Here is a 25,842-nt window from a genome sequence, read left to right as displayed (position 1 = left end):
TATATTCGAGTATATCTGGAGTGCGGCGATGTGGGTTTTCTAGGCGATTTGCAAGTTTCTTAAGCTATGTGAGCCTTGTTTTTGGCGTTTACAGCTATGATTTCTTTTGTGCATGCCTCGTGGTTATCTTGAATCGATTTTTATAGATGTTATGTGGCAATAGCGCTTTCTCATTCTATACTGTCGGCAGTGATCTCCCCACTGGGAAGAGCCTGCAATGAATAAAGTAAAACCTTTTCGGAAGCTTGGGGCTCAGGAAGCACTCTTTGTAGAGTTGACCGAAAAGTCTAACGGTGCAGTTCAACTAGCCGTCTTCTTCAGGACCTGTAGGTCTCTGGGTGTTGAGGAATTACTAAAGGGAATGGAATATCTCCATAATCTGCACCCAATGCTCCGTTCTCGTGTAGAAAAAAATCATCATGCTTATTGGCTCTGTGATGTAGCTTTTAAAGCTATTCCTTTTGAAATAAAGCATGATGCATTGCCTTTAAATTATCAGGAAGAGTTTAAGCGATTAGGAAGTAAAGTTCTTGAGCTGGATAAATATGCTTATCGTTTCACGGTTTATGTGAATGAGCATGAAGAAGTAAAGTGGATTGCTTTTATGGTAAGCCATGCTGCCATGGATGGACGCTCCTTATTACTCCTAGTTAGAGACTTGGATCGGTACTTGAGAGGCGGGGCTGAAGATGAATCCTCTGCTTCGATCATGAAAAAATCGGTGGTGGATTATGTTAGTTCCATAAAACACCTTAATAAAAGACAGTTGGCAGTTGGTGACGGAAATGATATTTCTCCAAAGTGGCCTGTAGAGCAGGCAGTAAATGCTTCCCTTCGAAAGGGATGTTCTATGTACCGGGTCCTACCCAAAAAATTATTTTCTCTTTTGTATTTACTTTCAAAACATGAGAATGTGCAGGTCACCTCTATCTATAATGCTATTGCGATTATAGCCGCCCAGTCATTACCAGGTTTCCGTTCAGTAGCAGAGTTAATGTTGCCTATGAATGCACAATGCTTGTGTAAACACCAGATAGAACGGGATGTTATTGGGGAATGTACAATTGCGTTAACTATATCCTTATCATCAAATGAAACTAGTCTTGACTTATTGAGCCTTGCACGTTTAATTCAAAGTAAATTCTATTTACAGGTGAGGCGAGGGAATTTTTTTAAACCTCCACTTGTACCAGATTACAGCCTTGTTGATATCGAACATTTGGCTAAAGATTCTAGTACTGCTAAAGGTTACTTTCCCTCTGGGATTTGCGTATCCAATGTAGGGGATATAGGTGAGTATACGGGCCCTTTGGAGTTCTTTGACTTTGGTGTAGTTATGACGGTACAAACACATGGAGAACACCCGATCATGCTAGTGACTTGTACAATAGATGGAGAAGGGGTGTTCGTTTTTGGATATTGCGAACCGCTAGTTAGCAAAGAAAGTGCTCTAAAGTATGTAGAAAAATATATGAAGACACTAAGAGACTTTTCCGAGAGCAATGATTTCCATATAAGTTAGTGATCTGTAAGGGATAATGTGAGATTACAAGATCTACCCACAATATCTATATTGAGATCAGAATAGGTCAACACTTGTGTTTTACTTCTTAAACTATCCTCTTCATTAGTCTGGAAGCATCAATTTTCAAAATAATTCAGGAGGCCTGAATGTTGAATGAAGATGTTAGCAGTGGTGGTAGTGGACCGGGTGTTGTGGTAGTAAGCGATATCTATATAGGGGGCATGTGCTTGCACAGTATTTGATCCTGCTGGTCCTAATGTGTCAATATTTGTGACGCTTTCGCTACGAATTGTGCGACTTTTTTTAATCTAGTTGGATTGTATCTGTACCATGGAATACTGATGGTGGTAGTAGTAGGTTGCTTTGGAGGGCTTCCATATACTCTGTTAATAGTGCGATATAATTACTTTAGAAAAAAGATTGAATTATGGGCAAAATCAAATAACGTAGAAATTTTAAGTATAGAAAATAACAACCTAATCAAGAGTAAGTTGATCTGGAAGGTGTCCGATATTCAAGGTGTATTTTATTTGCAGGGGCGCGATGAAGAATATTGGGTGGCATGTGGGTCATGGTTTTGGGGGCGTTCAAGCGTGAGTTGAAAGTACATAGAGAATCTAACGGGAGTTTAAGGTTAGTTGCTTCCTGGTGAATACAATATTTGACTAAAGGGAGTGGTTGATTCTAAATGATAAATCCAGGACACCAAAAGACTAGAGATGAGAGCTAGTTATATTATTGTTACCGGTATCGAGGGATGTTTCCCTTCAAGTCAGAGCAAAGGTATGGTAAAAAATTAAAAAACCATAGTTGTGCGATGGAATCCATTAGGTTCGATAAACGCGGCAAGGAGAAGTAACTAGAGGTTGGATGATAGTTAACAGTCGCTGAGGAAATGGATTGATATTTATGAACCTTAATAGGCTCTTATTGTTTTGTTATTGGTTGGTCATATTCTTAATGATTGTGTTGATTGATTTAACACATGTTATTGCACATGTGTATTCACTGTTTTTTGATTCAGAGAATGAAAAGGCAATCAACTCAACTCAGATGGGGTGCAAGGTCGGATTTGTAGTTGTTGCTTATCATTTGTTTGTATTTGTTAGGCGGAGAATATTGAGCGGCGTTGACAGTAAGTGACAGTTCATGAAGGTCCTGAAAGATATCATCAATAAGTAGGTGGAAAGAGATCCCATTACCTATGGCGCCGAGATCTATGAGGTTTGTGAGAGTCTCGTGGTTATCTAGAATCGATTGTTATAAATGTTACAAGGGTATAGCGCTTTCTCGTTCTATACTATTGACAGTGATCTCCCGACTGGGAAGAGCCTGCAATGAAAAATACAAAACCTTTTCGTGAGCTTGGAGCTCAGGAAGCACTCTCTGTAGAGTTGACTGAAAAGTCAAATGGCGCAGTTCAACTAGCTGTCTTCTTCAGGGTATGTAATTCTCTCGGTATCGAAGAATTACTAAAGGGAATGGAATACCTCCATAACCTGCACCCAATGCTCCGCTCTCGTATAGAAAAAAATGATCATGCCTATTGGTTCTGTGATGTGGGGTTTGAAACTATTCCTTTTGAAATAAAGCATGATGCAATGCCTTTAAATTATCAGGAAGAGTTCAGGCGCTTAGGAAGTAAAGTTCTTGAGCTGGATAAATATGTGTATCGTTTCACGGTTTATATGAATGAGCAGGAAGAAGTAAAGTGGATTGCTTTCATGGTAAGCCATGCTGCCATGGATGGACGCTCCTTATTAATCTTGGTTAGAGATTTGGATCGGTTCTTGAGAGGGGGTTCAGGAAGTAAACCCTCTGCTTCGATCATGCAAAAATCGGTTGTGGAGTATGTTAGTTCCATAAAACACCTTAAAAAAAGACAATCGGCAGTTGGTGGCGGAAATGACGTTTCTCCAAAGTGGCCAGTAGAGCAGGCAGCAAACGCCTCCCTTAGAATGGGATGTTCTATGTACCGTGTCCTCCCTAAAAAATTATGTTCCTATTTACATTTAATTTCAAAGCGTGAGAATGTTCAGGTTACCTCTATTTATAATGCCATTGCTGTTATTGCTGCCCAGTCATTACCAAGTTTTCGCTCAACAACAGAGTTAACGTTACCTATAAATGCACAATATTTGTGTAAACGCCAGATAGATCGAGATGTTATAGGGGAATGTACAGCTGTATTAACCATATCCTTATCATCAGATGAAAATAGTCTCGACTTATTAAACCTCGCACGTTTAATTCAAAGAAAAGTTTATTTGCAATTGCGAAATGGGCATTTTTTTAAACCTCCACTTGTGCCTGATTACAGCCTTGAAGAGATCAAACATTTGGCTAAAAATTCTAGTTCTGAGAAAGACTATTTCCCCTCTGGGATTTGTGTATCCAATGTAGGGGATATCAGTGAGTATACAGGCTCCTTAATGTTCTTTGACTTTGGTGTGGCTATGACTGTTCAAACACATGGAGAACACCCAATAATGCTAGTGACTTGTACAATAGATGGAGAAGGGGTGTTTGTTTTCGGGCATTGTGAACCGCTAGTTAGCAAAGAAAGTGCTTTAAAGTATGTAGAAAAATATATGAAGACACTAAGAGAGTTTTCCGAGAGCAGTGATCTTTATGCAAGTTAGCGATCGTAGGGCATAACTCGATTTTAGTAAACAGGGTGTGGGTACAATCGTCATATTCAAGCGAGCGCCTATAGATTCTTACGCTCCACCACCAATTTGAAGTAATTTAGGGCTGCCAACTACCCTTGTGCGATGACGCCCAAAGGGTTTGATATAAACCGCAAGGAGAAGTAACTAGATATTATGTGGGGTTACGTCTGGCAGAAAGGTAGTGCCGACAATCGCTTATGCTGTATATCTGTTGAGGCAGAACTGGGGACAGGATTAATACTCTTGATCTTAAAGTGGTCAAAGCTCAGATTTCATATTATGAAGTTCATATTTTTTGTTACAGGGAAACTGACGCCGGCAGGCAAGTAATTACTGCGCCAAACTCTTTGGCTTGCCCAATAGGAAATGAATCAATCGGGGGGCTAATGTTACATAGAGTCCTGCTCTGTAATGACCCGCCCGATACATAAATGAAGGCATCATTATTACCTCTCAGGCAGGATTGACCTCTATTTGCCAAAGGTAGTGACAGTTTGCCATCTACTTATCAAAATCATTCCCTGGGTGTTGGGCTAGCTCTTCTCGGCGGAGTGTTGATGGGGTGTCTTGGTATTGCCGGTAAGCTGGGTTCTGGTGCAGGCCTTAGCCCATTTCTGCTATTGGCTGCACAGGTCATATTGCTTGCTCCATTGTCGGGTATGTTTCTTCTGATGCGACAGGGGGTGGCGGGGATAAGGCCGGTGAATCCCCAGATCCTTGTCCTTCGCTCCATATCAGGTTTTGTCTATTTTGCTGCCTTCTATTGGGCGGTCAAGGGCATACCCATCGCAGATGCGCTGGTGCTGGAAAGCACGAATCCATTCTTTGCCATGTTGATGGCCCGAGTATTCCTCGGTCACCGGGTTAGTATCGCCACTATCTTTCTTGCGATATTGGCATTCTTGGGCGTATGCCTCATTTTGATCCAGCACAGTGTTCAGGGCATTTTCAATCCCTACTCACTCCTTGCGTTGCTAGCGGGAGTAGCGCGTGCAGCGGGTAGTATCACAACCGGTGTCGCTGGCCGGACCGAGCCACCTGAGCGCATCATGTTCTATTTCGCTGTTGGGATGTTGGTCTTTAGCTTATCTATTGTATTCTGGGAGGATGCGAAGGTAGAGACATCGTCGCTATGGATTCTCGCGATTCCCGCACTGCTGTTTGTTCCACAGAACCTCGCTTATACGATCGCTAATCGTGTCGCACCTGCTTATCTCGTTGGGGCACTGTTTTACAGTGCGATCCTCGTCGGTGTGTTAGCCGATCGTTTTATGTTTGGCACAGAATTCGGTATCCGTGGTGTGATAGGCATGGGTATTACGGTTGCCGCTGGTCTCGGGTTGGCTTGGTTGCGGGCGAAAGAGCTCAAAGAGTAACTTGGTGCTCAGTACTCCAGCGTCAATCAAGTGCCTAAATACTCAAAAGTCTTTGAAAAATTTGGTGGGTTAGAGAGCGGTTGTTTACTGGGCCACTTTTCTCAATGACAGAGGCCTCTCCAGAGCTTCAACTTGTTACCTTTTTTGCCTGGTAAATCGCTAAGTCTGCTATTAGACGATAGGAGTTTTCGGAGTAGCCGCCACTGGTTACGGTGACCATAGGCACATCCAGCGATTGAATCTGGTCAACCAGCCATTGGTCCCTTTTTCTGGCCCCATCGATACTGACCTGGAGCCCCCCCAGCTTGTCCTGAGCAATAATATCTGTGCCTGCATTGTAGATAACCAATTTAGGCTGCGGACTCTGCTTAATGAAGTCCGAAAATTCCGACTCCAACCGACTGAGGTAACCTTCAGTATCTGTTCCTTGCTTTAGGGGGACTAAAAATGGCCAGCGAGATTCCTGCTCATCGGGGTGCAAGCCGGGGTAGGCTTGCATATTGTACATATCAAAGATATGTATATTGGGGTCCTCCATGGCCCAGTCAGCAAACCCATTCCCTCTATGGGCATCAAGGTCAATTACCCAGATATTGTCATCTGGTGAGAGCAGGTGCTGTTTGCGGGCACGATTAATAGCAATAGCTACATCGGCGAAAGCACAGAACCCTTCACCGTGACCAGCGAATGCATGGTGATAACCTCCACCGAGATTCAAAGCAGAGGTTTTTTTGCTCAAGGCTTCCCGTACCGCCAAGCAAGTGCCTTCTGCTGCAAAGCGCATTGGTTTCATGAAATATTTATTTAAAACGCCTGCGGGCAGCAAGCGCAGTAGCGGCATCTCTATAACGCGAGCCAGTGTTTTCGATTGATGCAAGCTATCTAAATAGGGCTGCGTATGTACAGATAATAGCCAGTCTTGACTAAGAGGCTCTGAAACAACTCTTAACTCAATGTTCGCTTCTGACTCGGCATTAATCAGTGCCAATGCTTTCTCATATTTACAGCCATCAAAAGGATGCAAGCTGGAAAGCAGCGGCAAGCTGATGTTGTAATTTGGAGAGTAGAATAGCGGTAGGCTCATGAGGTTATCTGGCTTCGAATTTGTAGCGCATAAGCTAACACATCATTGGGTGTCCACATATCAATATGATTACCAAAAAAGCGTAACTGGAAGAGAATACGATGAATAGGACTTGCTGCCCAGTCACTGATTTTGATTCCTCCTTTTCCAGGTGATGCGAACCCTGAGCCAGTCTCAAGTAACCAGGCAACGACCGTCGAGCAATTCTGATCCTTCATATTGTAATGCTTCTGCTCGCCCTTGAAGTTTTCCCAGGCTTCAATCATTTTTGTTTCATTCAGCCCATCGATAAGAATGTTCTGATCCGCATCACCACCCTCGAGGCGTCTATCAACTCGATAACCACTTGGAAAGGAAGGGCTGTGAGATCGGCCGATTTTAAAGTCCTTTTTCCCTGCTGCTGAAGAAGGCCAGTAGCTGATATTGGTGTTCAGGCTGTAGAAAAACTCTTAAAAGATAGTATTTTTTGATAAAATGGGATCTCGTTATTGAGATCCTCAACATGCCCAACTTTAAGCACTATGATTACAACCAAGATGCCATGGTTGTAATTAACTTCGAAGAGCAGTTACAGCCTCAAACTTTTGAGTTTACTCTCCACCATCTGATCAATGATCACATAGATCTATCTGCCTTTAATGATAAGTATCAAAATGATGGTGGTGGCCGCTCAGCTTATGATCCCGCGATTATTCTGAAGATCGTTTTATTTGCTTACTCCAAAGGCATCACCTCTAGCCGTGAGATTCAGTGGCAGTGTGAACACAGCATCATTTTTAAGGCGCTCTCATGTGATAGCACTCCACACTTCACCAGTATCGCGAACTTCGTTAGTAGCTATCCTGATGCAATTGAGTCTGTATTTGAACAGGTCTTGATGGTGTGTAGTGAACAGGGGCTTCTTGGCAATGAGCTCTTTGCGATAGATGGCTGTAAAATGTCATCAAATGCTAGCAAAGCGCATTCTGGCACTTTTAAAGAGCTTAAAAAGAAGCGGGAGAAAATTCGTAAGAAGATCAAATCCTGTCTCAGTGAACACAAAAGGCTTGATGGAAGAAAACCTCAAGAAAGGGAGCGAAAACAGGCTGTTGCTAAGGCTGCTGACACATTACGAAAGCACTTTGAAAAAATTGATCAGTTCCTAAAGAGTCATCCCCAAGGATGGGGCAAGGCAAAAGACCGAAAGAAGTAAAGAGCAATATCACAGATAATGAATCAGCGAAGATGACTACTAGCAAGGGGACTATTCAAGGTTATACCGGTATTGCGGCAGTGGATAAGAAACATCAAATAGTCGTTGAAGCACAAGCTTTTGGTGAGGGGCAAGAGCACCATACCTTGAAGCCTATTTTGAATGGTATTAGTACACGCTATAAAAATACCGAGATTGATGAAGATATCTTAGACAAAGATGTCATTATCACTGCTGATACTGGGTTTTCAAATGAGTCTAATTATAAGTACTTGAGAGATAATGGAATCAATGCCTACATTCCTGACAATAAATTCAGGTCAAGAGATAGCAGCTTCTCTGAGCAAAAAGAGAAATATGGTAAACGTAATCAAGGAAAAAAGGTTGGAGTTCCCCAGATAATACCGGCCAAAGATTTTACCTTTAATAAAAGAAAGAAAACCTGCATTTGCCCAGCGGGTAAAGAGATGTCTCTTCAAAGAGAGGAATATGTTAGCGAGGGTAAAAGAAAGCTCTTTTTTGAGGGGCGTTTAACGGATTGCAGAAATTGTGACCTGAAACATCAATGCATGCGAAGCCCAGATTCAGCAGATACGAGAAAGGGACATGGTCGGCAGGTATCACTAACTTGGACAAACGGGCGTACTGCTACCGATTGGATGAAAAAGCGAATTGATAGCATAAAAGGTAAAACCATTTATGCGCACCGTATGTCGGTTGTTGAGCCTGTGTTTGGGAACATTGGTACCAATAAAGGGTTGAATCGGTTCTCCTTGCGAGGGAAGAGCAAGGTTCAAGGCCAATGGCAGATGTTTTGCTTAGTACATAACATTGAAAAGTTGATGAGATATGGCAATATCCACTGATTGAGGGTGTAATATGGACTTAAGAAGCCAAAATTCTATGTAGTGATATAATTCTAGTTCTTCAGAAGAAATCTCTAGAATTTTAGATGGGCGATGATTGATTGGATAGGGGTTTTGGTCAATCTGTTTTTCTACACCCTCGTTATCAATGGTGATGGAAGCATGTCCGACATTCCCGGTCTTTTGCTTCCAGACATGAACAGTAATAGCCATCGCGATCTCCTTATTGCGTAGTGGCTTCTAAATTCAAAACTCAATGAAGAAAGGGCAGTTAGTTCAGTGACTAATTTTATTTGGCCGGGAGGTTAGCATACTTGTATCTGGGTACGTAGTTTCAAGCAATTACACTGAGCTGTTGCCGTATTATTCTACCGATCCAGTAGTCATTGTGTGAAGAAACAGTAGTTTTGAGTTTTTTATTCGACAAGGTTTTGCTATTGGTCGATAAATAGGTGAATAGCACTTCTTTATCTTTGTTGCTTCTGGAGGTCTAATAGCTGTGTGATAAAAATAGAGAGCAAAATCCTCTATTTTTATCACAACTAGTTTTACTTTTTATGAATGAATCAATTGGCGCTATTTGAGTGGTAAATCATCGCTTGCCAAACGTTCTGCTTGCCGCCGCCGTAACTATCAATTGTAGGGTTCTTTATATATGACCAAGCGACTTTGCCGTTGCCCAGGAAGACAGGCTCGTCAAGTCCGCCCCAACCAAAATTCGTCAGCTTTACAGGGCCTTCCAATACATTTAGGTCTGCATCAATTTCCATAACATAGTAGGCTTTCGGAACAAGCATCCGCATTGCCCCATTTTTAGCGGAACTGCGGTTATAAGAAAGGTTGTCGGAAATACACTGAAATTGAGCATAGCCAAATAGGTAACGCCCATTTTTCAAGTCGATAAGTTGTGGGTCACTGATTTGACAGTCGGGCTCTTCTACAAGCCATTTAAAGCCTTCCCCCTCGATACTTCCTTCACCATCCGCTTTAGCAATACCAATGCGAGTCAGGGATGAGGATTCCAGAGCATCCCCACTGCGTAGCCCTTGTCTTGAAATGGTTGGGTTATCGCTGTTTGACATGTAGGAAAAGAAGCAGTTCGTATCATCGGATGAGCATTGCTGGTCAAAAGGCCCTTCAGTGCTGGTATCAATGCCGTATTCGCTTTGCAGGAAGCGATTCATTTCCTCGTCATCAATGTACTTGGGGGAGACGATGAGAGATAAGTTAGTATCTTCATCCACAGGGACTACAGTATGTCCACCTCCGTTAGAGAAAAATGCATTGTCGGAGGGGATCAGGTAATTGTAGTAACCTTCAAATCTACTGGTAGAAGAAATATCCTCCATTTTGATGGCAATAGTATTTAATCCGCGCGATTGATTATATTGACCACCATCGCTAGTGCAAATCGCTCCATATTTTTCGGTACCAGGATTATAAAATGCCCGGATATTCAAGACATGACCGTAGCCGCAAAGCCAATACCAGCCTCTGTTATTACTGCCACTCATATTTAAGGACCAGTTATCGCGATCAATAACAGTCATTCCAGCAGAATAGTGGGAGCCACCATAGCTGCTATCAAAAACCCGAGCAGTTACTGAGAAGGCGTAGCTGGTGCGGCCTTGGCTATCATTCTCGACATAGATAAGCTCTTGGGCTCCGGCGTGGCCACCACCGTGCATCTTGTTTACAACGTAGGCCGCAGGCTTCTCGCTAAGCGCTAAGTTATCCCACTCCATTAGCCAGATCTGATCATTATATTTATAGCCATTCTCGCGAATATACTCGACCATAGCGTTATAGTCGGCATCAGAGAGTTGATCGACAATGTAAGCCATCTCCTCTTGCATTTCGTTACCTTTAATTGTCTTAAAGGTCGGGGAATCGCCGAAGTCGGTCTCGGGGAAATTTTCTTTTAGCCCAGGTAGGAAGTCCTCGAACTTTAGTGTGGGATGGTCCGTAAAATAGCCAATGTATTGACTGTGATTGGTAGATATCATCAGGCCGATATCCCTTTCAATACGTCCGTCAATAGCACTGATATTATTTTCCATCTTCATCCAGTCGCTACCGTATTGCTCAACCAGATCCCCTTGAACATCATAGCGCTCGCTTGCCTGGTATTCAGTGTTACACAAGACCGCAACCCGTGAGCAATCAGCGCTAGCTGCGATACCATGGGCTTCGTAGCATTGTTTTAGAATTGTGGTATTGCCGGTTTGGTCGAAGCTTAGAGTTTCAGGATTATATTGCAGCTCATAAACAGTGCCATAAGTGGTTTCATCTTCTCCACTACCTTCGCTAAGGGTTTTGGAAACAAACATCCTGGGTCTATCAGTGTCGGTTGCGCAAGCTGTGGTGTAACTTCGCATGGGCACAGACTGTAGATTGTCATCCTGGTTACTATCTGTTCTGGCTATATAGTGTGGGAGTCCATGGACTTCTTCGGCATTGGTTTGGCCATTCGGCAATGTGATATCCCGGGAAGTAATCTGTGCAAACCCAAGATCTGCCGTTTCTATATCGCCAACAGTCACGGTGCCAGGTTCGTTGTCTGGAAGGGTCCCCGATCCGCTATCCCCAGAGCCGCTACCACTACCTGAACCGCCTCCGTCTCCAGAGCCTTGGCCCCCGCCATTGTCGCCAGATGATTGGGCTGGGTCCGAATCTGAAGAAGAGCCTCCACCTCCACCGCATGAAGCCAGTATGACTGTAAATGCCAGTGCCAAAGTTTTCTTGCTGAATAGCTTGCTCATAAGTTTGCCCGTAAATGTGCGATTGGAATCGATTGTTATCTGTGAAATTGTCGACAAAATCTCATTTTTGAGTTATTAGAATTGGGAGCGCCATTCTAGTTCTCTTGATCTACCTTTCTGTGGATTACTTAATAATTTCTCTAAAGGGGCATTATTTTGATAGGAAATCTGGTGAAGTCCCTCTGTTTGAGCATCTGAAGAAGCTTTACATGGAATCACTAGAATTTTTGTCGAAGGGCAAGTAGGGCGACTGTTATCTTAATTGGTATTGCTGACTCTATAGTTTTTATCAATAATTCTGGCTAGCGCTTTGATAAGGATTTCAAGAGTGAAAGGGTAGGGGGTTAATCTGTTGCTGGAATAAATTCCATTAAAGCTGATGCGGCTGGAGGTAAATGTATTAAACGGTTTGAACTAAGTTGCAGCGTGCGCAGGGGAGGAAGCATCGGCAATAGCCCGCGCTAAGATGTCAGCATTTATTGAACCAAATATAAGTTTTCTGTACTGCTCCCACTATCTCACAAAGTCTGCGCAAAGCCTCAAAAAATTCCGGTTCAGAAATGGTCAGTGCCTGATTGATATAGTGGGCTGTGCCGAGATAGGCGCTGTGCTCTCGGCAACACGGTATTCTTGTCTGAGGTCTAAAAATCTCCAGCCCGTATGTATAAAATCTGAATAGTGGTTTGGTTGAGGCGGCGACTGATAAATAGCTTTAAGGTTTCTGTTTCTTCTTGATACGTATATAGATCTCTTCACGATGAATGGGTAGAGACTTGGGTGCATCTATACCTATCTTCACTTGACTGCCTTTTACTTCAATAACTGTTATTACAACATTTGTTCCAATTCTCAGGTTTTCACCAGTCCGGCGCTTTAAAATCAACATGCTCATTTCCTTCGGAAGCTAAATTATGTGCGGATTCCACACGAGGGGAAGCTGGAAAGTGGTGTGTGGAGGAGGGTTAGGAGGCGCACGAGAACGGTAGGCATAAAAGAAGAAAATACGGATGTAACGCTCCCAGAGCCTAATGAAACACCCTAAGCTCCTGAGTCTAGTCAACTTTATTGAAGACGAGCGGGTTTCTAGCGTATTATCCATACAGCCAGTGCGTCCTGAGTATTTTTTTATTTATTTTTATAAATAAAAAATACGTGCTATCCAGGAGATGGAGGTCGGCCCTCCGTTATCGCTTTGCAGGAAGTGGTAACAAACCGCCTCAAGGTGATCGGAGTAAAGAGCTTTGGTTAGAAGCGCTTGAGGAAAAGGCGTACGAGATACGTCAGGTATGTTGTGTAGAGACGAATGCAAATGAACCACTGATGAGGTGTCGAAAGCGTATTACCAAGATGATGTCAAAACCCGTGCACTGGCTAAGTGCGGGGATAAGCTTGGAGGTTACCTGTTTACCGACCGAGTGGCATCCGGCATAGAGGTGGCGTGAACACACAACAGGCTTTTGGGTGGAACAGGAGAACCTGTCGTCCAGGTGTTAAGGAAGAGCGTCAAGTAGAGGCCCTACAAGACGTTGAGTACCAAGACTGGTCACAGGGGCGGAACAACCCGTAGTAGTGGAGAAGCGGCTGTAATGGACGTGGAGCGAAGGGGTTGTCGTATTCGGCGACTAACCGTGTAATCAACCCAGATGGGGAGGAATTAACGATTAGCGCAAAGCCATTCAATATTCCCAAGCGAGCGGTTTGGGGAGCGTGGAAGCAGATCAAGGCTAATGGCGGCGGAGCGGGGATTGATGAGATAACGATAGAGCAATACGAATCGAGTCTCGTCAAAAACCTTTACAAGCTATGGAATCGGATGTCATCTGGCAGCTATTTTCCATCAGCCGTCAAACGAGTGGATATTCCGAAACTCGATGGCAGCCTGCGACCACTGGGTATCCCCACAATCGAAGATCGCATTGCACAAATGGTGGCTAAGCAACTGCTGGAGCCAGAATTGGAGAAGGTATTTCACCCTGACTCCTACGGCTATCGGCCAGGCAAATCTGCTATAGACGCAGTGCGTCGAGCTCGACAACGATGCTGGGATAGAATCTGGGTAGTTGATTTAGATATCAAAGGTTTCTTTGACAATATTAATCACGAACTCCTACTGAAGGCATTGGATAAACATAATGATCATCGGTGGGTCAGACTCTATGTGCAGCGCTGGTTGACGGCTCCGGTACAACATCAGGATGGACAGCTTGAAGAGCGAACACAAGGCACTCCACAAGGGGGCGTAATCAGCCCACTGTTGGCGAACTTGTTTTTGCACTACGCGCTGGACGTCTGGATGGTAAGAACGCACAGAGATATTCCTTTTGAGCGTTACGCGGATGATGCTGTTTACCATTGTCGTAATCCCCGGGAAGCGGATCGCTTACTGGCGGCTCTAAAAGCACGCCTGACTACCTGCGGGCTTGAGGCTCATCCAGAGAAAACGCGCAAGGTCTATTGCAAGAACAGTAATCGTAAAGACTCCCACCCAGTGATCCACTTTGACTTTCTGGGGTTTCGATTTGGTCCCAGAAAAGCAAGGAATCGCCAAGGACAGATCTTCACCGCATTTAGTCCTTCAATGAGTCCTAAGGCCTTCAAGAGGATTAAGGATAAGGTCAGGCAATGGCGAGTAATAAACTGGGTGGATCGATCACTATCTGAAATGGCAAAAGTACTTAATCCCGCAATACAGGGTTGGCTGAACTACTATGGTCACTTTGGGCGGAGATATGGTGTTTATCGGCTACAGAAGTATCTTGATCAAACGCTGATGCGTTGGGCCAGGAAGAAGTTTAAACATCTGAAGCGAAGCTGTTTTAAGAGTTGGGTCTTTATTGGAAAGGTTCGTCAACAAATGCGTGGCTTGTTTGCACACTGGAGAATGGGAAGCTTGAAAATGTGCTGAATACGAAGAGCCGTATGAATTGAGAGGTTCACGTACGGTTCTGTGAGAGGTTGAAGGGGAAGTTCCTTTGGTCTACTCGACCTTTGATAGGTCTGATATCAACTTGGTTAGCTGGCCCCTGGTGTTGGCGCACCTTGGGTCAGCGCTTTTACTTTTCTCTTATGTCACTTTACCGTTCTCCTTTTGGGGGGGAAGCTTTGATAAAAAATCTTGGAACGATTGATTCTGTTGGACTATTAGCCCTGTAGAAAACCCCTGAATTGCGAACCAAGTACTGATAAATATCTATCGATTTTACGCGGCTTTGACACTAAAACAAACTTAATAAAATCCAATAAGATTATTTTCGTGCCTATATTTTAATGGGCTTTCATTTTTTAAATTTCAATTTCCTGCTGGCAATTTGAACTTGGATCGAAGTATTTTCTAATTTGAAAATAGAGATTACTAATGGCTAAAAATTATCTTTGCCACTTTGAACGCATAATTTTTGGTTGGCATGTATTGGGGGAAAATACAAATCATTGTATTACTAATATCCTATAAGGATGTTTCAGTCGCGTAATCTGAAGGGCTGGCAAGAGTAATTCGACCGGGAGCCTTTAAGACCAGAATGTTTATTGCGAGCATCTGATAATAGATGCTTGGGAGGAATAGACTGTTTACTTCCAATCCGCTAATAACAATCCAGAGGGTAGGTCTAGCCTAGTCCAGCTAAGAGATTGAAGTTTTGCCAGATAAAACGAACCCCGATAATACAAAGCAGTAAGGCAAAACACAGCTTTAAGCGCTTAGCAGATATTCGGTGAGCAACGCTGGCACCAAGCCTGGCAAAGAGCACGCTGGTAAGTACAATTCCCACAAAAGCCGGCCAGTAAATATAACCACTACTCCACTTTGGTAGTAACTGATTGTCCCACCCTTGCACGGCAAAGCTGATTGAACCAGAAATCGCGATTGGCAGACCAAAGGCAGCAGAGGTTCCGACAGCGAGCTGCATTTTTGTACCGAAGTGCGATAAGTAGGGAACCACCAAGGCCCCTCCACCAATACCAAAGATCGCTGCGAGCCAGCCGATTACTCCTCCGGAACAGATCAGGGGTGCTGCCCCGGGTAAGTGACTGCCATTTTCTTGTGAGGTTGCCGAGGCCAATCCACTTAAGCCCATACGCACGGACATAAATATGGCAAACACGCCAATCAATAGCTGCAACCAAGCACCAGGTAACAAGTCTGCTGTCACGCCGCCCAGCCAAGACCCCACAAGTATCCCTGGAGTCATAATCCAGAATAGGCGCCAGTCAACGGCACCTTTTGCGTTATGTGCCCAGACCGAGCTGACTGAAGTCACGATAATGGTCGCTAACGAGGTCCCCACCGCCATATGGGTCAGCACCTGGGGGGAGATACCCGTGGCAGAAAAAATCAACACCAAAGCAGGCACGATAATCAAGCCCCCACCAATCCCCAAGAGGCCTGCCGCTGTACCCGCGATGGCGCCGAGTAACAAGTAAACAAATAGCATTTCCATAGTGCAATAGTCTAGTCACTTTTGAAGCTAACCAAACACACTGAATCGAGCTGTTTGATACATTAAATTGCTTTTTATGATTTTTGGGATCCAGTTAACTGACGCATTCAAAAATGTATTCGAACGTCCATTAAAAAATGGAGGAAGGTGCATCGGTAGGATTCGCACCTGTCAAGTTTGAGCTCTAGACGGGGCTTATATTGGACTGTATAGGTGCGGTATTAAGCTGGCACTTGAGCTAGATCAGCAAGCTATTTACTTATTTTCAGGCCTCATTACCACTGATCGGTGTTTAGCCTAAAAGGCATCGAAATCACTGGTTTTTTTTGGCATTTGATGAAATTCACCTTACTTGTTTATTTGTGTGGTTAGACCTGAGAAAGCAAGGGAATCATAACTATCAGTATTTTACCAGGATCACAAAATATACTTGCCTGTCCGGACTTAAAGGAAATTGAAGTTTCCTTATCTGCATAATTCAAAATACGTTTCAGGCTAGAGCAAAGACGACTTATTGCACCAAATAATGGTTGCTTTAAGCATTGCAAAATTTACCTTTCATATTCTTTGCATGATTCACAAATAGAATCAGCAATGTAATATGTAATATTGTGGTAAGGACAAACTATGCCAAATGATGCTGGAGCCTCCAATTTTGGAGGTCAGAAAACTTGGAGTTTCAACCAGGGCAATTACAATAGTATGCTTAAAAAGCACCCAAATTCTAAGGGCGGAATTTGTGAAGCTCTAGCGGTAAGTTGGATTAGTAAGGGGCTTCAATCTGGTCTTCAGGATGCATTGTCTACAGGAGGAGACGTTGACAAAACGAAAGTGGCAGTAGTTGCTCAACGTTTTGCCTCCATGTATCGATTCAAATTTAAAGATGGAACTGAGGGAGATCCACTAAAGGGTTTCCAAATGATAAAAGAATCCCAAAAGTATTTGGAGTCTCAAGGCTTCAAGCATATAACTCATGTAGGGAAGGCCTCAAAACAAAAAGACAAGGTTGGAAATCCCCCTTTAAAAGAACAATTTTCCATTGTGTTTGACGGCATTGAAGCAGAACAATCCTTTACCCAGCAGACACAAACAATTTATAGCATGTTAAGGTTTTCTGGGGCTAAGTGGGCACATGCAACAGCATTCAGGATTGAGCCCACTGCAGATAAAACCACATATTATTTTGACCCTAATGCGGGTGAGTTCAAATTCTTAAAATTTGCACAGTTTCGAAAGTGGTATGAAAATTACCATAGCAGCAACAGATTATACCGGACATCCGCAACGATAGGGTTTCAGTTGTTGGCTCACAATGATCGCTAACTTGCACAAATGGTCTTTCCGTTAAAGCCTGTTAATACAGAAAATAGTATTAAAAATAATAACCACCAATAGCTCAAGAAATATATATTTATACCTTGATAATCAGCGCCATCCCCATAAATGAAACCTAAAAGATAGTGAAGAGCACACATCTATTTAGCGGGCACTGAAGCGACTGGGGCGCGCTGAATATCAAGGTATGAGGCCATTGATGATCAGTAACCTCAATTTATGTTGCTACTACAATGAAAGTGATGAAAAGCATGAACGCTTGGCAATCAGTATTTGAGCAACAAGGTGTAGCTATCTCACGATTTTTATTGGCGCCACCTAGCCTTTATGGAGTTGGCATCAATATGGGGCTTCAGCCTGGCTTAGGGTAAGGCTAAAAACTTGTAACAGTAAAGCCTCACCATCTAAGGTTGAATATTGATCGCTCCCTTCATTATCTCTAAGTGAGGATAAGGCAATCTTAAAGAGTTGTAGGCCCACTTTCGCAGCTTGGTATACCAATTTTCTAGATGGTGAAAATTATCATCGGATAAGGCTTCGTTAGCTTTAAATTTAATAAATTAACTTGATTAAATATGCGTCTTGCGATAACTCTTTCAGGAATCTATGGGCGTGTAGTTTGCTTTAATTATTACTTAGATACGGATCCCAGGACAAACACATTTGTGTTAAGAGTTGTCGGCTGATAGTCACTGCTTGTATTAAATTTTTCTACGTCTTCTTTATGCTAAGTTACTAAAAGGAAACTCTTGAAGTAATTGGGGCCATAAGATGAGTTGACCAAATTTAAATGATATGTGATCGATTTAAGGACCCTCTGATCAACGAAGCATTTTTCTAGAATTAAGCTACACTGCTTGAAAAATTCACTTTATTACGCTCAAACGCGTAATTTTCGCGTAATAGTCCCCTAATTTTTCATCTGAAATCCTCAATAGGCGGATTTCAGGCGCCCCCCCTAGGTAGCCAAGTATTTTCTCCCTATTAATAAGTTGGTAAAGCCTGCCAGTAAGCACAGCCTCTCAGTATTTTTTACCAGTCCCCGATAGCGGACCTTGTCATAACCAAATACCTGTTTGATGTAGCGGAAGGGGTGCTCGACCTTCGCTCTTATCTGCGCCTTGATCTTTTCCGCTTTACGGAGTGCATCACGCCCTGGAAGAGTTTTTAGCTTGCTCGGCTTCATTGCTATATACCAATCCGCCTCCCGCTCTTTCAACTCTTCACGTTTCTCCGCACCAATGTACCCAGAGTCTCCCCAGATTCTTTTCTCCTCCCCGTGGAGAACTCGCTCTGTGGTTGTGACATCATGCGAATTCGCTGCTGTTGTATCTATGCTATGTATTACTCCGAGCACATCATCAACCCCGATATGCATTTTCATCCCAAAATGCCATTGATTGCCTTTCTTTGTTTGATGCATTTCCGGATCACGTTCTTTCTTTTCATTCTTAGTTGAAGTTGGCGCAGAGATAATAGTGGCATCTACAATCGTGCCTTCACGCAGTACCATGCCATTCTCAGCAAGATGTTTGTTGATTTCATCAAAAAGAGCTGCACCTAGCTGATTGAGCTCCAGTAAGTGGCGAAAGTTAAGAATCGTTGTTTCATCGGGAATTGGGCTACTCAAAGTCAATCCAGCAAAACTACGCATGGATTCAATTTCATACAGTGCATCTTCCATAGCGGGATCACTGAGATTGTAAAATAGCTGCATGCAATGAATACGAAGCATGACACTCAATGGATATGGCTGTCGGCCACGTTTGCCTTGTGGGTAACAAGGAGTGATCTGAGCTTCTAGTCGCTGCCATGGGATGAGGATTTCCATTTGAGAAAGAAACTTCTCTCGCCGAGTTATACGGCGCTTTAGCTTATATTCTGCTTCGGCAAAGGTGACTTGGTGCATGATTCATCGTAGTCTTGATGGGTAGGTGAATATTACCAAATTGACTCAGAATTATTCAGAGGTTCCTTAAGTGGCAAACCCTCCCTTTTAAGGTGATATCGTGGCTGATAAATCCAACTTTCTGTCCAGACTATTCACGCCGATAGAAGCGCCAGAGAGCTTTGTCCAGCAGCACTTAAAAGGTTATGGCAGTGTATCTACTCTGCTTATAAATGTTGTCACTAGAAGTGACCAGCGCGAAATTACTGATTGTCTAGACAAACTCTATGACTTAGTTGCATTGACTACCGCGCCTCACCCGAAACGCTTTTACTTAGAAAAGATAGAGGCGCTGAGGGAAGAGCTGACAGGTGTCGTTGGAAGGAAGGCCCTGTATAAGAGGTTGGAGGTTGAAAAGATCCCCTTCTACATACACTTTGATAGCACATCTGTATGCTTTATAGCAAATCATGACTTTTTTTCCGGTTACACTGGCCTGCTCTTTTCTAAATATGCCAATTGCTTGTTGAAGAAAGATCAGGAAAGGTCAGATGCATATTGCTCTTCAATAGTGCATATATATAAGGGTAATGGGCAATACTCAAATTTTCACCGGGTTATAGGGCTGGCTCAAGCTATATTTATAGGTTTAAGTCTGAGAATGTTTAATAGGAAGGAGAGCAAGCCAAATCCATTTCTCTTGGAGGAAAAGGGTTGTATAAAAGGAGATCTCGATGACATCGTATTGGTGTCAGCTAAAGTTGAATCTAGCGAGATATCTTTCGAAAATGTCTTGAAATCTTTTATAGATAATTTTGTCAGTACTTTCGAAAGGCAGCGAGCAAACATATTGATTACCCAAGAGTTTATTCACAACATTCCGGATCAGGGTGAAAGACTGGCCGGGGTAGGAAATACGGCGTCTGGTTTCTATTTTTCTCTAAATAAACTCTCTAGGTATCAAATATACCTATTGAAAAGGTACCACATTGCATATTATGCAATGGTACTCCTCAATATGTTAAAAGTAGAGAAACAAGTTACATCAAGTATCAACGAAGACTTTACATTTAGTTATTTGCCTGCTCGAGAGGTCGACTGTATCGCGACCTATTCAATCACAAGAGATGCACTGGTTTTTGTTATTAGTAAAGCTTCTGATGGTTATCATATTGAGGTTGCTGTTAATGAAGCTATTTTCTCTCTTGATAAGGTTGTTCTGTTTCTGAAATCTTTCTCTAGTGAGATTGAACTATCAGATATCTGATAGATGCTTGAAAAATGTAAAATAATATTTAGGCGCATTTAAGTTGGTCACTCAAGTCAATTGTTAGCTTGCAGTAGCTGTTAGCCCAAATCGTTTAAATTCGCGATTGCTAAACTCATAATACCCGGAAATTCTCTTGCAGATATATTGATAGTTTGGGTTGCTCAAATCTTTAATTTTGTTCTTCTTGCCATTGATTGTCTCTGTTAAATTTATGTTGTCTTGGTGGTAGACAATGGCTTCTTTCATAAAAATTGGCTGTACTTTGAGCTCATTGATAACTCGATAAGCCAGGTCTATGTCATCGTAACCCCAAGTTCCGTCGTATTTTTCATCAAAAAAACCAACTTTAATGACATCCTGCCTTTTAAATACCATATTACATCCATAAAAGTGCCCCCAGGGGTGTTCTGTATTCGGTAATTGCTCTATTTTCCCTAGGCGCCTATCTTTACTGAGTCCATAATTTGATGGGCTATTAAATCTAGGGCATGCGTCAAGGTACTTGCCGTCGCTGTCCATTTCTGCTGGGACAATATCTTTAGAGTGAATAAACTCCCTTATCCCGGTCATACAGATGCTAGGCCCATAATCATTGATTATTTTTTGGATCTCTGCCAGATAGTTCGGGGCGGGAATACAGTCGCTATCTGTAAATATACACCACCCGTGTCTAGCAATTTTTACACCTAAGTTTCGCGCCGAGTTTAGTGCGAATGGGTCTGGTAATTGAGGTCTGAATAGTAAAGTTAAACTAAGGTGGTTCTTAAACTGGTTGTAACATGACAGGATGTTGGGATCTTTTGAGTTGTTATCGACAATAATGATTTCAAAATTTTCCTTTGGATAGGTTTGTAAAGTGTAGCCTTGTAATAGGTTATACAGAAGGTCAGAATCATTGTAGCATGGCATAATAATACTGAATCGATCGGACATGCACCAAAACTTCCTGTTGTCTATAGCTCAAAATCATTTTAAGTGAATCAGGTGGAATATAAGGTAAGCGATAAATCGAATCCCCTTAACTTGGCGACTGGATTGATCGGCTATCAAACCTGATCCTTGCATTTTAGAGTACTTATAAGTTTTAGCACTTTTGATAGTGAATATGAGGGTTATTGGCAGGATATATCTTTGTGCAGCTCACTTGGACATTTGCAGGTGAGGTAGTGGAAAGCTAGAGAAATAGTCTGCCATGTTATTTGACTTCTTGGTAAAGCTACCTCCTTTCAATTCATAAACTGGAACATCGAATCTCATTATATAGGGCGATATAATTAAGGCTTTTAACTTGCTCTAGTCTTTAGGGAGTGGTAAATGTCGAGAAGTGAATATTCAAGTCAATTTATTGCTCTTGGAAGGAGGAAATACCTGTTAGGGATCAGCTTGTTAATTACATCTCATGCGATAGACCGGATGTATTGGGTGGAATTTTAACTTACCCAACAGTTTGTGTTGAATTACACGGGGGAACCTTTGAGTAAATGATTGAGGCTCAGCAAATCCCCACTAACGATGGGATAGTGCTTGGTGCAAGGCTATTCTCGCCGAGTGAGGTGCCCAAAGCCGGCATCATTATTAATTCTGCTATGGCGGTTAAGCAGAGCTACTATCGGGATTTTGCTTGTTTCTTAGCCCGGAATGGCTATTTGGTTCTTACTTATGATTACCGAGGTATCGGTAAGTCCGCTATCGAGAGTCAAAGGGACAAACGGTTGACCTTAAGAGCCTGGGGGGAGAGAGATTTGGCGGCAGTGATTGACTGGTGTAGCAAACGAGCTAAAAGCTTGGAGTGGCACTGCATTTGCCATAGTGTCGGTGGTCAAATTGTAGGTCTTGCATCAAATAACACCCGATTTGAGAGTGTGTATTGTGTTTCTTCTCAGAGCGGCTATTGGGGGCATTGGGATGCAAGGTATCAGCCAAAGCTATTATTCGGATGGTACTGCGCATTTCCTTTGCTATCGAATGTTTTGGGATGGGTGCCTGGAGTACTTTGGGGTGGAGAGAACCTACCTGCAGGAATAGCTCGTGAATGGGCTTTCTGGGCTCGACATAAGGATTATGTTGTCGATCAGCATGGTCTGCCGATTCGTGAGGGATTCGAGCGCTTGCAGTGTGATATGAAGTTCCTGCTAATAGATGACGATAAGGACTTTGCACCAGAGAAGGCTGTCTGTGCATTGCGAGATTTTTACTCTAATGCAAATACAGATATTGAGGTTATTCAAACCAGCTCTATTGGAAATACATCAATAGGCCACTTTGGTTTTTTCCGAAAGGAGTTCAAGGAGAGTCTTTGGCGGAACGTATTAGGTTGGCTGGACTAGTCCCTCCTGGCGTTGATACGTCCTCGTATCACAAATGATGCCTTTTTAAGCAACTCGAGTCTGTGGTCGTTAGCATGGAAAGACAAGTACTGTGTAGAGGCTTACAAGAACCAGAAGGGCCCGTCTGTCTGCCTGATGGCCGCATTTATGTCACTGAAATGGCATCTGGACGGCACTGTATAAGCCGTATTGACTTGCAGGGTCAATATCAACAAATAGGCTATCCTGCTCGGCGTCCTAATGGCATGGCAATCGATGGGTATGACAATTTATGGATTGCAGATGGAGGGGGTAAGCAGCTTGTTCGCATGGGGCTAAATGGGGATCTTATCGAATCTTATGACGGACCAGAAGATCAGCCCTACTTATGGCCCAATGATCTGGTTTTTGGTGAAAATGGCTTACTTTACATAACAGACTCCGGGATTGACCCGGATATTTTTGTTCAGGGGCAGGTGATTCGAGCTGATTGCCGATCTTGTCGCTACGATGGACAGGTATTAGAGATAGATCCTCGCAATGGAGATGTGTTGCGACAGCTTGATTCCGGATTGCGTTTTCCCAACGGTATTGCCATTGATGATCGGGGCCAGCTGTATGTAGGGGAGACTATTAGCGGCAATATCTACCGCTACGATCTCGCTTCGTTAACGCACCCCAAACGGGAGCTTTTCGGCAATGTGGTTGTTGGGGCGCCAGAGGGATTTGTCGGGCCAGATGGGATGGCTTTCGGTAGTGACGGGCGATTATATTGTGCAGTTTTTGGTCAAGGTGACGTGACCGTTCTTGATGGTGGGGGAAGGGTGGCCGAACGTATACCCACCTGTGGTAAGCGACCCACGAATATAGCCTTTTGCGAAGACTCGAGAGGTGGGGCGGTAGTAACGATTCTGGATGCAGGGTGCTTAGAGTGGGTAGGAATACCGTGCCGTGGTAGGCAGCTATACCGCCCAAAGATATAGACTGAGTGGATTGTTTAGCTAAGGAGCCTCTGAATAATTCCGTAATATCTCTGCGGGCCTTGAAGGCTGCAGATGTTAGGCGCAGCTCGCAGTGAATGGCCGTAGCCCTTTGCAAGAGCTGCAACGCAGCAGTTGTGGCCTTCAAGGCCCGCCCTATGGGGCTTTCAGAGCGATTCACACTCCGCGTTGCAACTTCTTGAAAGGTCTAGACATTCCTGCGAAGTCGCGCCTTGATTGTGAACCGCTCTGCAAGCCAGAGACATCACGGAATTATTCAGAGGCTCCCTAATGATATTGTTTAGGATTAAATAAAAGTAGCTTCAACGTCAGTTTTTAGATTTCTGTTGTATATAGTTGCGCCATCCATGAAATCGGGAAATATCTTCTTGTTGCTGAGTTAAATAGTTTTCTCCTAATATTCCTAAAACTTGCCCGCCATTTTCTAAGACTACTTTACCCAAAGTTAGTCCCGTCGCCTCTAAATTAAGCACTTCAATTAAACTGGCCTTGGGTAAGGACCAAATTTCAATGTTGAACCATGTTCCACCAGTACGCACTCTCTGCATCGAAGGATATTCGCCTTTGATTGCCCACATCCGGTAAATGGCTTCTGTTTTAGCCTCCCTGACAAATGTTGCATTGTTTTGTATTAAGTTTTTATCTAAGGCCAGGCCACGCATCAATGGTCCATTTACTGCGACTTCTGTGTGTGTACTCATTTCGATTGTCTAAATCAAATATTTGATATTAGTGCTACTGACCGGTTTTATTACTACTCATACCCATACTCTCAGCATAGGCTCGCCAGCCATGCCACTTGGATATATCTTTCTGGTTTTGGACAATATAGTTTTCACCCAGTATGCCTAATACTTGTGTTCCATCCGCTAAAGCAACTTTACCTAAAACTAACCCTTTGGCCTCCTCCTCTAATAGATTGACCAAGTTGGCTTGCGGAATCGACCAGATCTCCAGTGTAATCCATGTGCCGCCGTTGAGAACTCTTTCCATTGCGGGGTATTTGTCTCCAATTGACCACATGCGATAGATCGACGCCGTTTTAGCCTCTCGTACAAAAGTGGCGTGATTTTTAAGCATATGTTTTTCGAGGGCGAATCCACGCATTAGCGTGCCATTAACTGCGACGTCAATAGATTCTGCATTCGCTAGTGGCACCAATACCATTAAACTAGCAGCAATATATTTGAGTATCCTGAGCATTTATTTATCTCGAGTTGACGCCTTATGAATTTAGCTTAGATATGGAGGCGAGAAGACACTAAATTATGCTTGTGCCTTCCTTATTATTTTAGAATGGTACCAGAGATATATTTTGTCGCTTATCAATAAAAACCAGTGGAAACATATTATGAACCTGACAGATTTGTTGTTACCTACGTATATACAACTATTGGAAGCACTTTCTAGTTGGTTGGATAAGGCAAAAACAGAATTTCCAGAAGATGAGTCTGAAGCCCTCCTTAAAGCGAGGCTTGCCCCAGATATGTTTCCCTTATCATCCCAAGTGCGGTTTAGTTGTTTACAGGCGCAAGAAGCAATATTTCGATTGAAGCGGTGTGCGCTTCCAGATTTTCTGGAGCAGTTGGCTAGTGAAGGGCAGGGAGCTGGTGAAAACCCCGGATTTATTTCCGAAGCTCAAGAGCGAATTCGAGAGGCACTGGTATTTTTAAGAAGCGTTACGCCAGAAGCAGTGATGGTAGCAGTGGATGAGCCTGTGACGATTAAGCTCCCGAATGGGATGAATTTCGATATGACTAATGAGCAATATGCCAGGGACTGGGCGCTACCTCAATTTTATTTCCATATCAACACGGCCTATGCAATCTTGAGAGCCCAAGGTGTTTCCTTAGGTAAAGCCGACTATGTACAGCACGCTTTTGCTTATCTCAGGCCAGAGATGATTTCAGATTGCTAATGGTTAACAACGCTAAGTTTTCATATTTATAGCTGATGGAGAGGGGGATTTTGCTTCCCTTAATCTGTCTTTTGTATATTAACTCCATAAATATTAATTTCAAGAGAAAAAGAGATTACTAGATAAAAAGTCAAACTTCTTTGTTGGTACGTTCTTCTATAGAATCCGCTCCCTTTCCGATTCTTCATGCGTACGATAACAGGAAGTTTAT

Annotated in this window: 19 protein-coding genes and 1 pseudogene; 10 read left to right on the top strand and 10 right to left on the bottom strand. The window is 43.2% G+C overall.

All coding sequences use genetic code 11. The features are described from left to right. Positions 1–217: 217 nt before the first annotated feature. The 3 genes from ACJJI8_RS18635 to ACJJI8_RS18625 all read left to right on the top strand — a co-directional run bounded on the left by ACJJI8_RS18635 (position 218) and on the right by ACJJI8_RS18625 (position 5,573). Positions 218–1,522, top strand: a complete 1,305-nt coding sequence (locus ACJJI8_RS18635) for a hypothetical protein (RefSeq protein ID WP_444897456.1) — start codon at positions 218–220, stop codon at positions 1,520–1,522. 1,340 nt (positions 1,523–2,862) lie between these two features. Then, a complete protein-coding gene (locus ACJJI8_RS18630; RefSeq protein ID WP_444933332.1) occupies positions 2,863–4,167 on the top strand; it encodes a condensation domain-containing protein in 1,305 nt (434 codons plus the stop codon). A 524-nt stretch (positions 4,168–4,691) separates the two neighbouring features. Beyond that, on the top strand, positions 4,692–5,573 hold the full coding sequence (locus ACJJI8_RS18625; protein WP_444933331.1) for a DMT family transporter: 882 nt from the start codon (positions 4,692–4,694) through the stop codon (positions 5,571–5,573). A 127-nt stretch (positions 5,574–5,700) separates the two neighbouring features. Here ACJJI8_RS18625 and ACJJI8_RS18620 read toward each other — a convergent pair whose 3' ends face one another. Together ACJJI8_RS18620 and ACJJI8_RS18615 are read right to left on the bottom strand one after the other, a co-directional pair. Further along, a complete protein-coding gene (locus tag ACJJI8_RS18620; RefSeq protein ID WP_444933330.1) occupies positions 5,701–6,657 on the bottom strand; it encodes a histone deacetylase family protein in 957 nt (318 codons plus the stop codon). Next, positions 6,654–6,947: a hypothetical protein gene (locus ACJJI8_RS18615; protein ID WP_507021864.1), complete on the bottom strand. Its 294-nt coding sequence runs from the start codon at positions 6,945–6,947 to the stop codon at positions 6,654–6,656. The genes ACJJI8_RS18620 and ACJJI8_RS18615 overlap by 4 nt, the downstream gene beginning before the upstream one ends. A 212-nt stretch (positions 6,948–7,159) precedes the next feature. Between ACJJI8_RS18615 and ACJJI8_RS18610 the strand changes: the two are divergent. Continuing rightward, a pseudogene (locus ACJJI8_RS18610) lies at positions 7,160–8,715 on the top strand (IS1182 family transposase). Here ACJJI8_RS18610 and ACJJI8_RS18605 read toward each other — a convergent pair. The 3 genes from ACJJI8_RS18605 to csrA all read right to left on the bottom strand — a co-directional run bounded on the left by ACJJI8_RS18605 (position 8,668) and on the right by csrA (position 12,363). Next, positions 8,668–8,928, bottom strand: a complete 261-nt coding sequence (locus ACJJI8_RS18605) for a hypothetical protein (protein ID WP_444933328.1) — start codon at positions 8,926–8,928, stop codon at positions 8,668–8,670. The pseudogene ACJJI8_RS18610 and the gene ACJJI8_RS18605 sit on opposite strands and share 48 nt — an antisense overlap. 353 nt (positions 8,929–9,281) lie before the next feature. Next, complete coding sequence (locus ACJJI8_RS18600; RefSeq protein ID WP_444933327.1) at positions 9,282–11,477, bottom strand: hypothetical protein; 2,196 nt, start codon at positions 11,475–11,477, stop codon at positions 9,282–9,284. 712 nt (positions 11,478–12,189) lie between these two features. Continuing rightward, positions 12,190–12,363, bottom strand: a complete 174-nt coding sequence (gene csrA, locus ACJJI8_RS18595) for a carbon storage regulator CsrA (protein WP_444897449.1) — start codon at positions 12,361–12,363, stop codon at positions 12,190–12,192. 720 nt (positions 12,364–13,083) lie between these two features. Here csrA and ltrA point away from each other — a divergent pair. Further along, entirely contained in the window at positions 13,084–14,382 is a 1,299-nt protein-coding gene (gene ltrA, locus ACJJI8_RS18590) for a group II intron reverse transcriptase/maturase (RefSeq protein WP_444932862.1), read from the top strand. 700 nt (positions 14,383–15,082) lie between these two features. Here ltrA and ACJJI8_RS18585 read toward each other — a convergent pair. Then, a complete protein-coding gene (locus tag ACJJI8_RS18585) occupies positions 15,083–15,913 on the bottom strand; it encodes a sulfite exporter TauE/SafE family protein (RefSeq protein ID WP_444933326.1) in 831 nt (276 codons plus the stop codon). 627 nt (positions 15,914–16,540) lie between these two features. Between ACJJI8_RS18585 and ACJJI8_RS18580 the strand changes: the two genes are divergently transcribed. After that, the gene (locus ACJJI8_RS18580) at positions 16,541–17,236 is read left to right on the top strand and encodes a YopT-type cysteine protease domain-containing protein (RefSeq protein WP_444933325.1); all 696 of its coding nucleotides are present in this window, start codon (positions 16,541–16,543) and stop codon (positions 17,234–17,236) included. Between the two features lie 970 nt (positions 17,237–18,206). Here the strand turns inward: ACJJI8_RS18580 and ACJJI8_RS18575 are convergent. Then, the gene (locus ACJJI8_RS18575; RefSeq protein ID WP_444932661.1) at positions 18,207–19,157 is read right to left on the bottom strand and encodes an IS5 family transposase; all 951 of its coding nucleotides are present in this window, start codon (positions 19,155–19,157) and stop codon (positions 18,207–18,209) included. Positions 19,158–19,257: 100 nt separating this feature from the next. On the opposite strand from ACJJI8_RS18575, the gene ACJJI8_RS18570 reads away from it, so the two are divergent. Continuing rightward, positions 19,258–20,403: a hypothetical protein gene (locus ACJJI8_RS18570; protein WP_444917254.1), complete on the top strand. Its 1,146-nt coding sequence runs from the start codon at positions 19,258–19,260 to the stop codon at positions 20,401–20,403. Between the two features lie 63 nt (positions 20,404–20,466). On the opposite strand, the gene ACJJI8_RS18565 is transcribed toward ACJJI8_RS18570, so the two are convergent. After that, a complete protein-coding gene (locus ACJJI8_RS18565) occupies positions 20,467–21,339 on the bottom strand; it encodes a glycosyltransferase family 2 protein (protein WP_444933324.1) in 873 nt (290 codons plus the stop codon). A gap of 548 nt (positions 21,340–21,887) precedes the next feature. Between ACJJI8_RS18565 and ACJJI8_RS18560 the strand changes: the two genes are divergently transcribed. Both ACJJI8_RS18560 and ACJJI8_RS18555 read left to right on the top strand, forming a co-directional pair. Next, entirely contained in the window at positions 21,888–22,733 is an 846-nt protein-coding gene (locus ACJJI8_RS18560) for an alpha/beta hydrolase family protein (RefSeq protein ID WP_444933323.1), read from the top strand. 74 nt (positions 22,734–22,807) lie between these two features. After that, the gene (locus ACJJI8_RS18555) at positions 22,808–23,695 is read left to right on the top strand and encodes an SMP-30/gluconolactonase/LRE family protein (protein ID WP_444933322.1); all 888 of its coding nucleotides are present in this window, start codon (positions 22,808–22,810) and stop codon (positions 23,693–23,695) included. A gap of 326 nt (positions 23,696–24,021) precedes the next feature. Here ACJJI8_RS18555 and ACJJI8_RS18550 read toward each other — a convergent pair whose 3' ends face one another. Continuing rightward, a complete protein-coding gene (locus tag ACJJI8_RS18550; RefSeq protein ID WP_444933321.1) occupies positions 24,022–24,414 on the bottom strand; it encodes an allophanate hydrolase-related protein in 393 nt (130 codons plus the stop codon). 34 nt (positions 24,415–24,448) lie between these two features. Continuing rightward, positions 24,449–24,916 carry an allophanate hydrolase-related protein gene (locus tag ACJJI8_RS18545; protein WP_444933320.1) on the bottom strand — a complete coding sequence of 156 codons (468 nt, stop codon included), beginning with the start codon at positions 24,914–24,916 and terminating at the stop codon, positions 24,449–24,451. Between the two features lie 148 nt (positions 24,917–25,064). Between ACJJI8_RS18545 and ACJJI8_RS18540 the strand changes: the two genes are divergently transcribed. Continuing rightward, on the top strand, positions 25,065–25,631 hold the full coding sequence (locus ACJJI8_RS18540; RefSeq protein ID WP_444933319.1) for a DUF1993 domain-containing protein: 567 nt from the start codon (positions 25,065–25,067) through the stop codon (positions 25,629–25,631). Positions 25,632–25,842 lie beyond the last annotated feature (211 nt).

Source organism: Microbulbifer maximicatervae (SeqCode), from assembly GCF_052467695.1.
The sequence above is the reverse complement of the archived record's forward strand: the minus strand, read 5'-3'. Positions and strand labels throughout refer to the sequence as shown.

Bases quoted from the DNA above. Each gene is read 5' to 3' on its own strand.
- ACJJI8_RS18635 (WP_444897456.1), top strand. From the start codon at position 218: ATGAATAAAGTAAAACCTTTTCGGAAGCTTGGGGCTCAGGAAGCACTC.
- ACJJI8_RS18630 (WP_444933332.1), top strand. From the start codon at position 2,863: ATGAAAAATACAAAACCTTTTCGTGAGCTTGGAGCTCAGGAAGCACTC.
- ACJJI8_RS18620 (WP_444933330.1), bottom strand. From the start codon at position 6,657: ATGAGCCTACCGCTATTCTACTCTCCAAATTACAACATCAGCTTGCCG.
- ACJJI8_RS18605 (WP_444933328.1), bottom strand. From the start codon at position 8,928: ATGGCTATTACTGTTCATGTCTGGAAGCAAAAGACCGGGAATGTCGGA.
- ACJJI8_RS18600 (WP_444933327.1), bottom strand. From the start codon at position 11,477: ATGAGCAAGCTATTCAGCAAGAAAACTTTGGCACTGGCATTTACAGTC.
- csrA (WP_444897449.1), bottom strand. From the start codon at position 12,363: ATGTTGATTTTAAAGCGCCGGACTGGTGAAAACCTGAGAATTGGAACA.
- ACJJI8_RS18585 (WP_444933326.1), bottom strand. From the start codon at position 15,913: ATGGAAATGCTATTTGTTTACTTGTTACTCGGCGCCATCGCGGGTACA.
- ACJJI8_RS18580 (WP_444933325.1), top strand. From the start codon at position 16,541: ATGCCAAATGATGCTGGAGCCTCCAATTTTGGAGGTCAGAAAACTTGG.
- ACJJI8_RS18575 (WP_444932661.1), bottom strand. From the start codon at position 19,157: ATGCACCAAGTCACCTTTGCCGAAGCAGAATATAAGCTAAAGCGCCGT.
- ACJJI8_RS18565 (WP_444933324.1), bottom strand. From the start codon at position 21,339: ATGTCCGATCGATTCAGTATTATTATGCCATGCTACAATGATTCTGAC.
- ACJJI8_RS18560 (WP_444933323.1), top strand. From the start codon at position 21,888: ATGATTGAGGCTCAGCAAATCCCCACTAACGATGGGATAGTGCTTGGT.
- ACJJI8_RS18555 (WP_444933322.1), top strand. From the start codon at position 22,808: ATGGAAAGACAAGTACTGTGTAGAGGCTTACAAGAACCAGAAGGGCCC.
- ACJJI8_RS18550 (WP_444933321.1), bottom strand. From the start codon at position 24,414: ATGAGTACACACACAGAAGTCGCAGTAAATGGACCATTGATGCGTGGC.
- ACJJI8_RS18545 (WP_444933320.1), bottom strand. From the start codon at position 24,916: ATGCTCAGGATACTCAAATATATTGCTGCTAGTTTAATGGTATTGGTG.
- ACJJI8_RS18540 (WP_444933319.1), top strand. From the start codon at position 25,065: ATGAACCTGACAGATTTGTTGTTACCTACGTATATACAACTATTGGAA.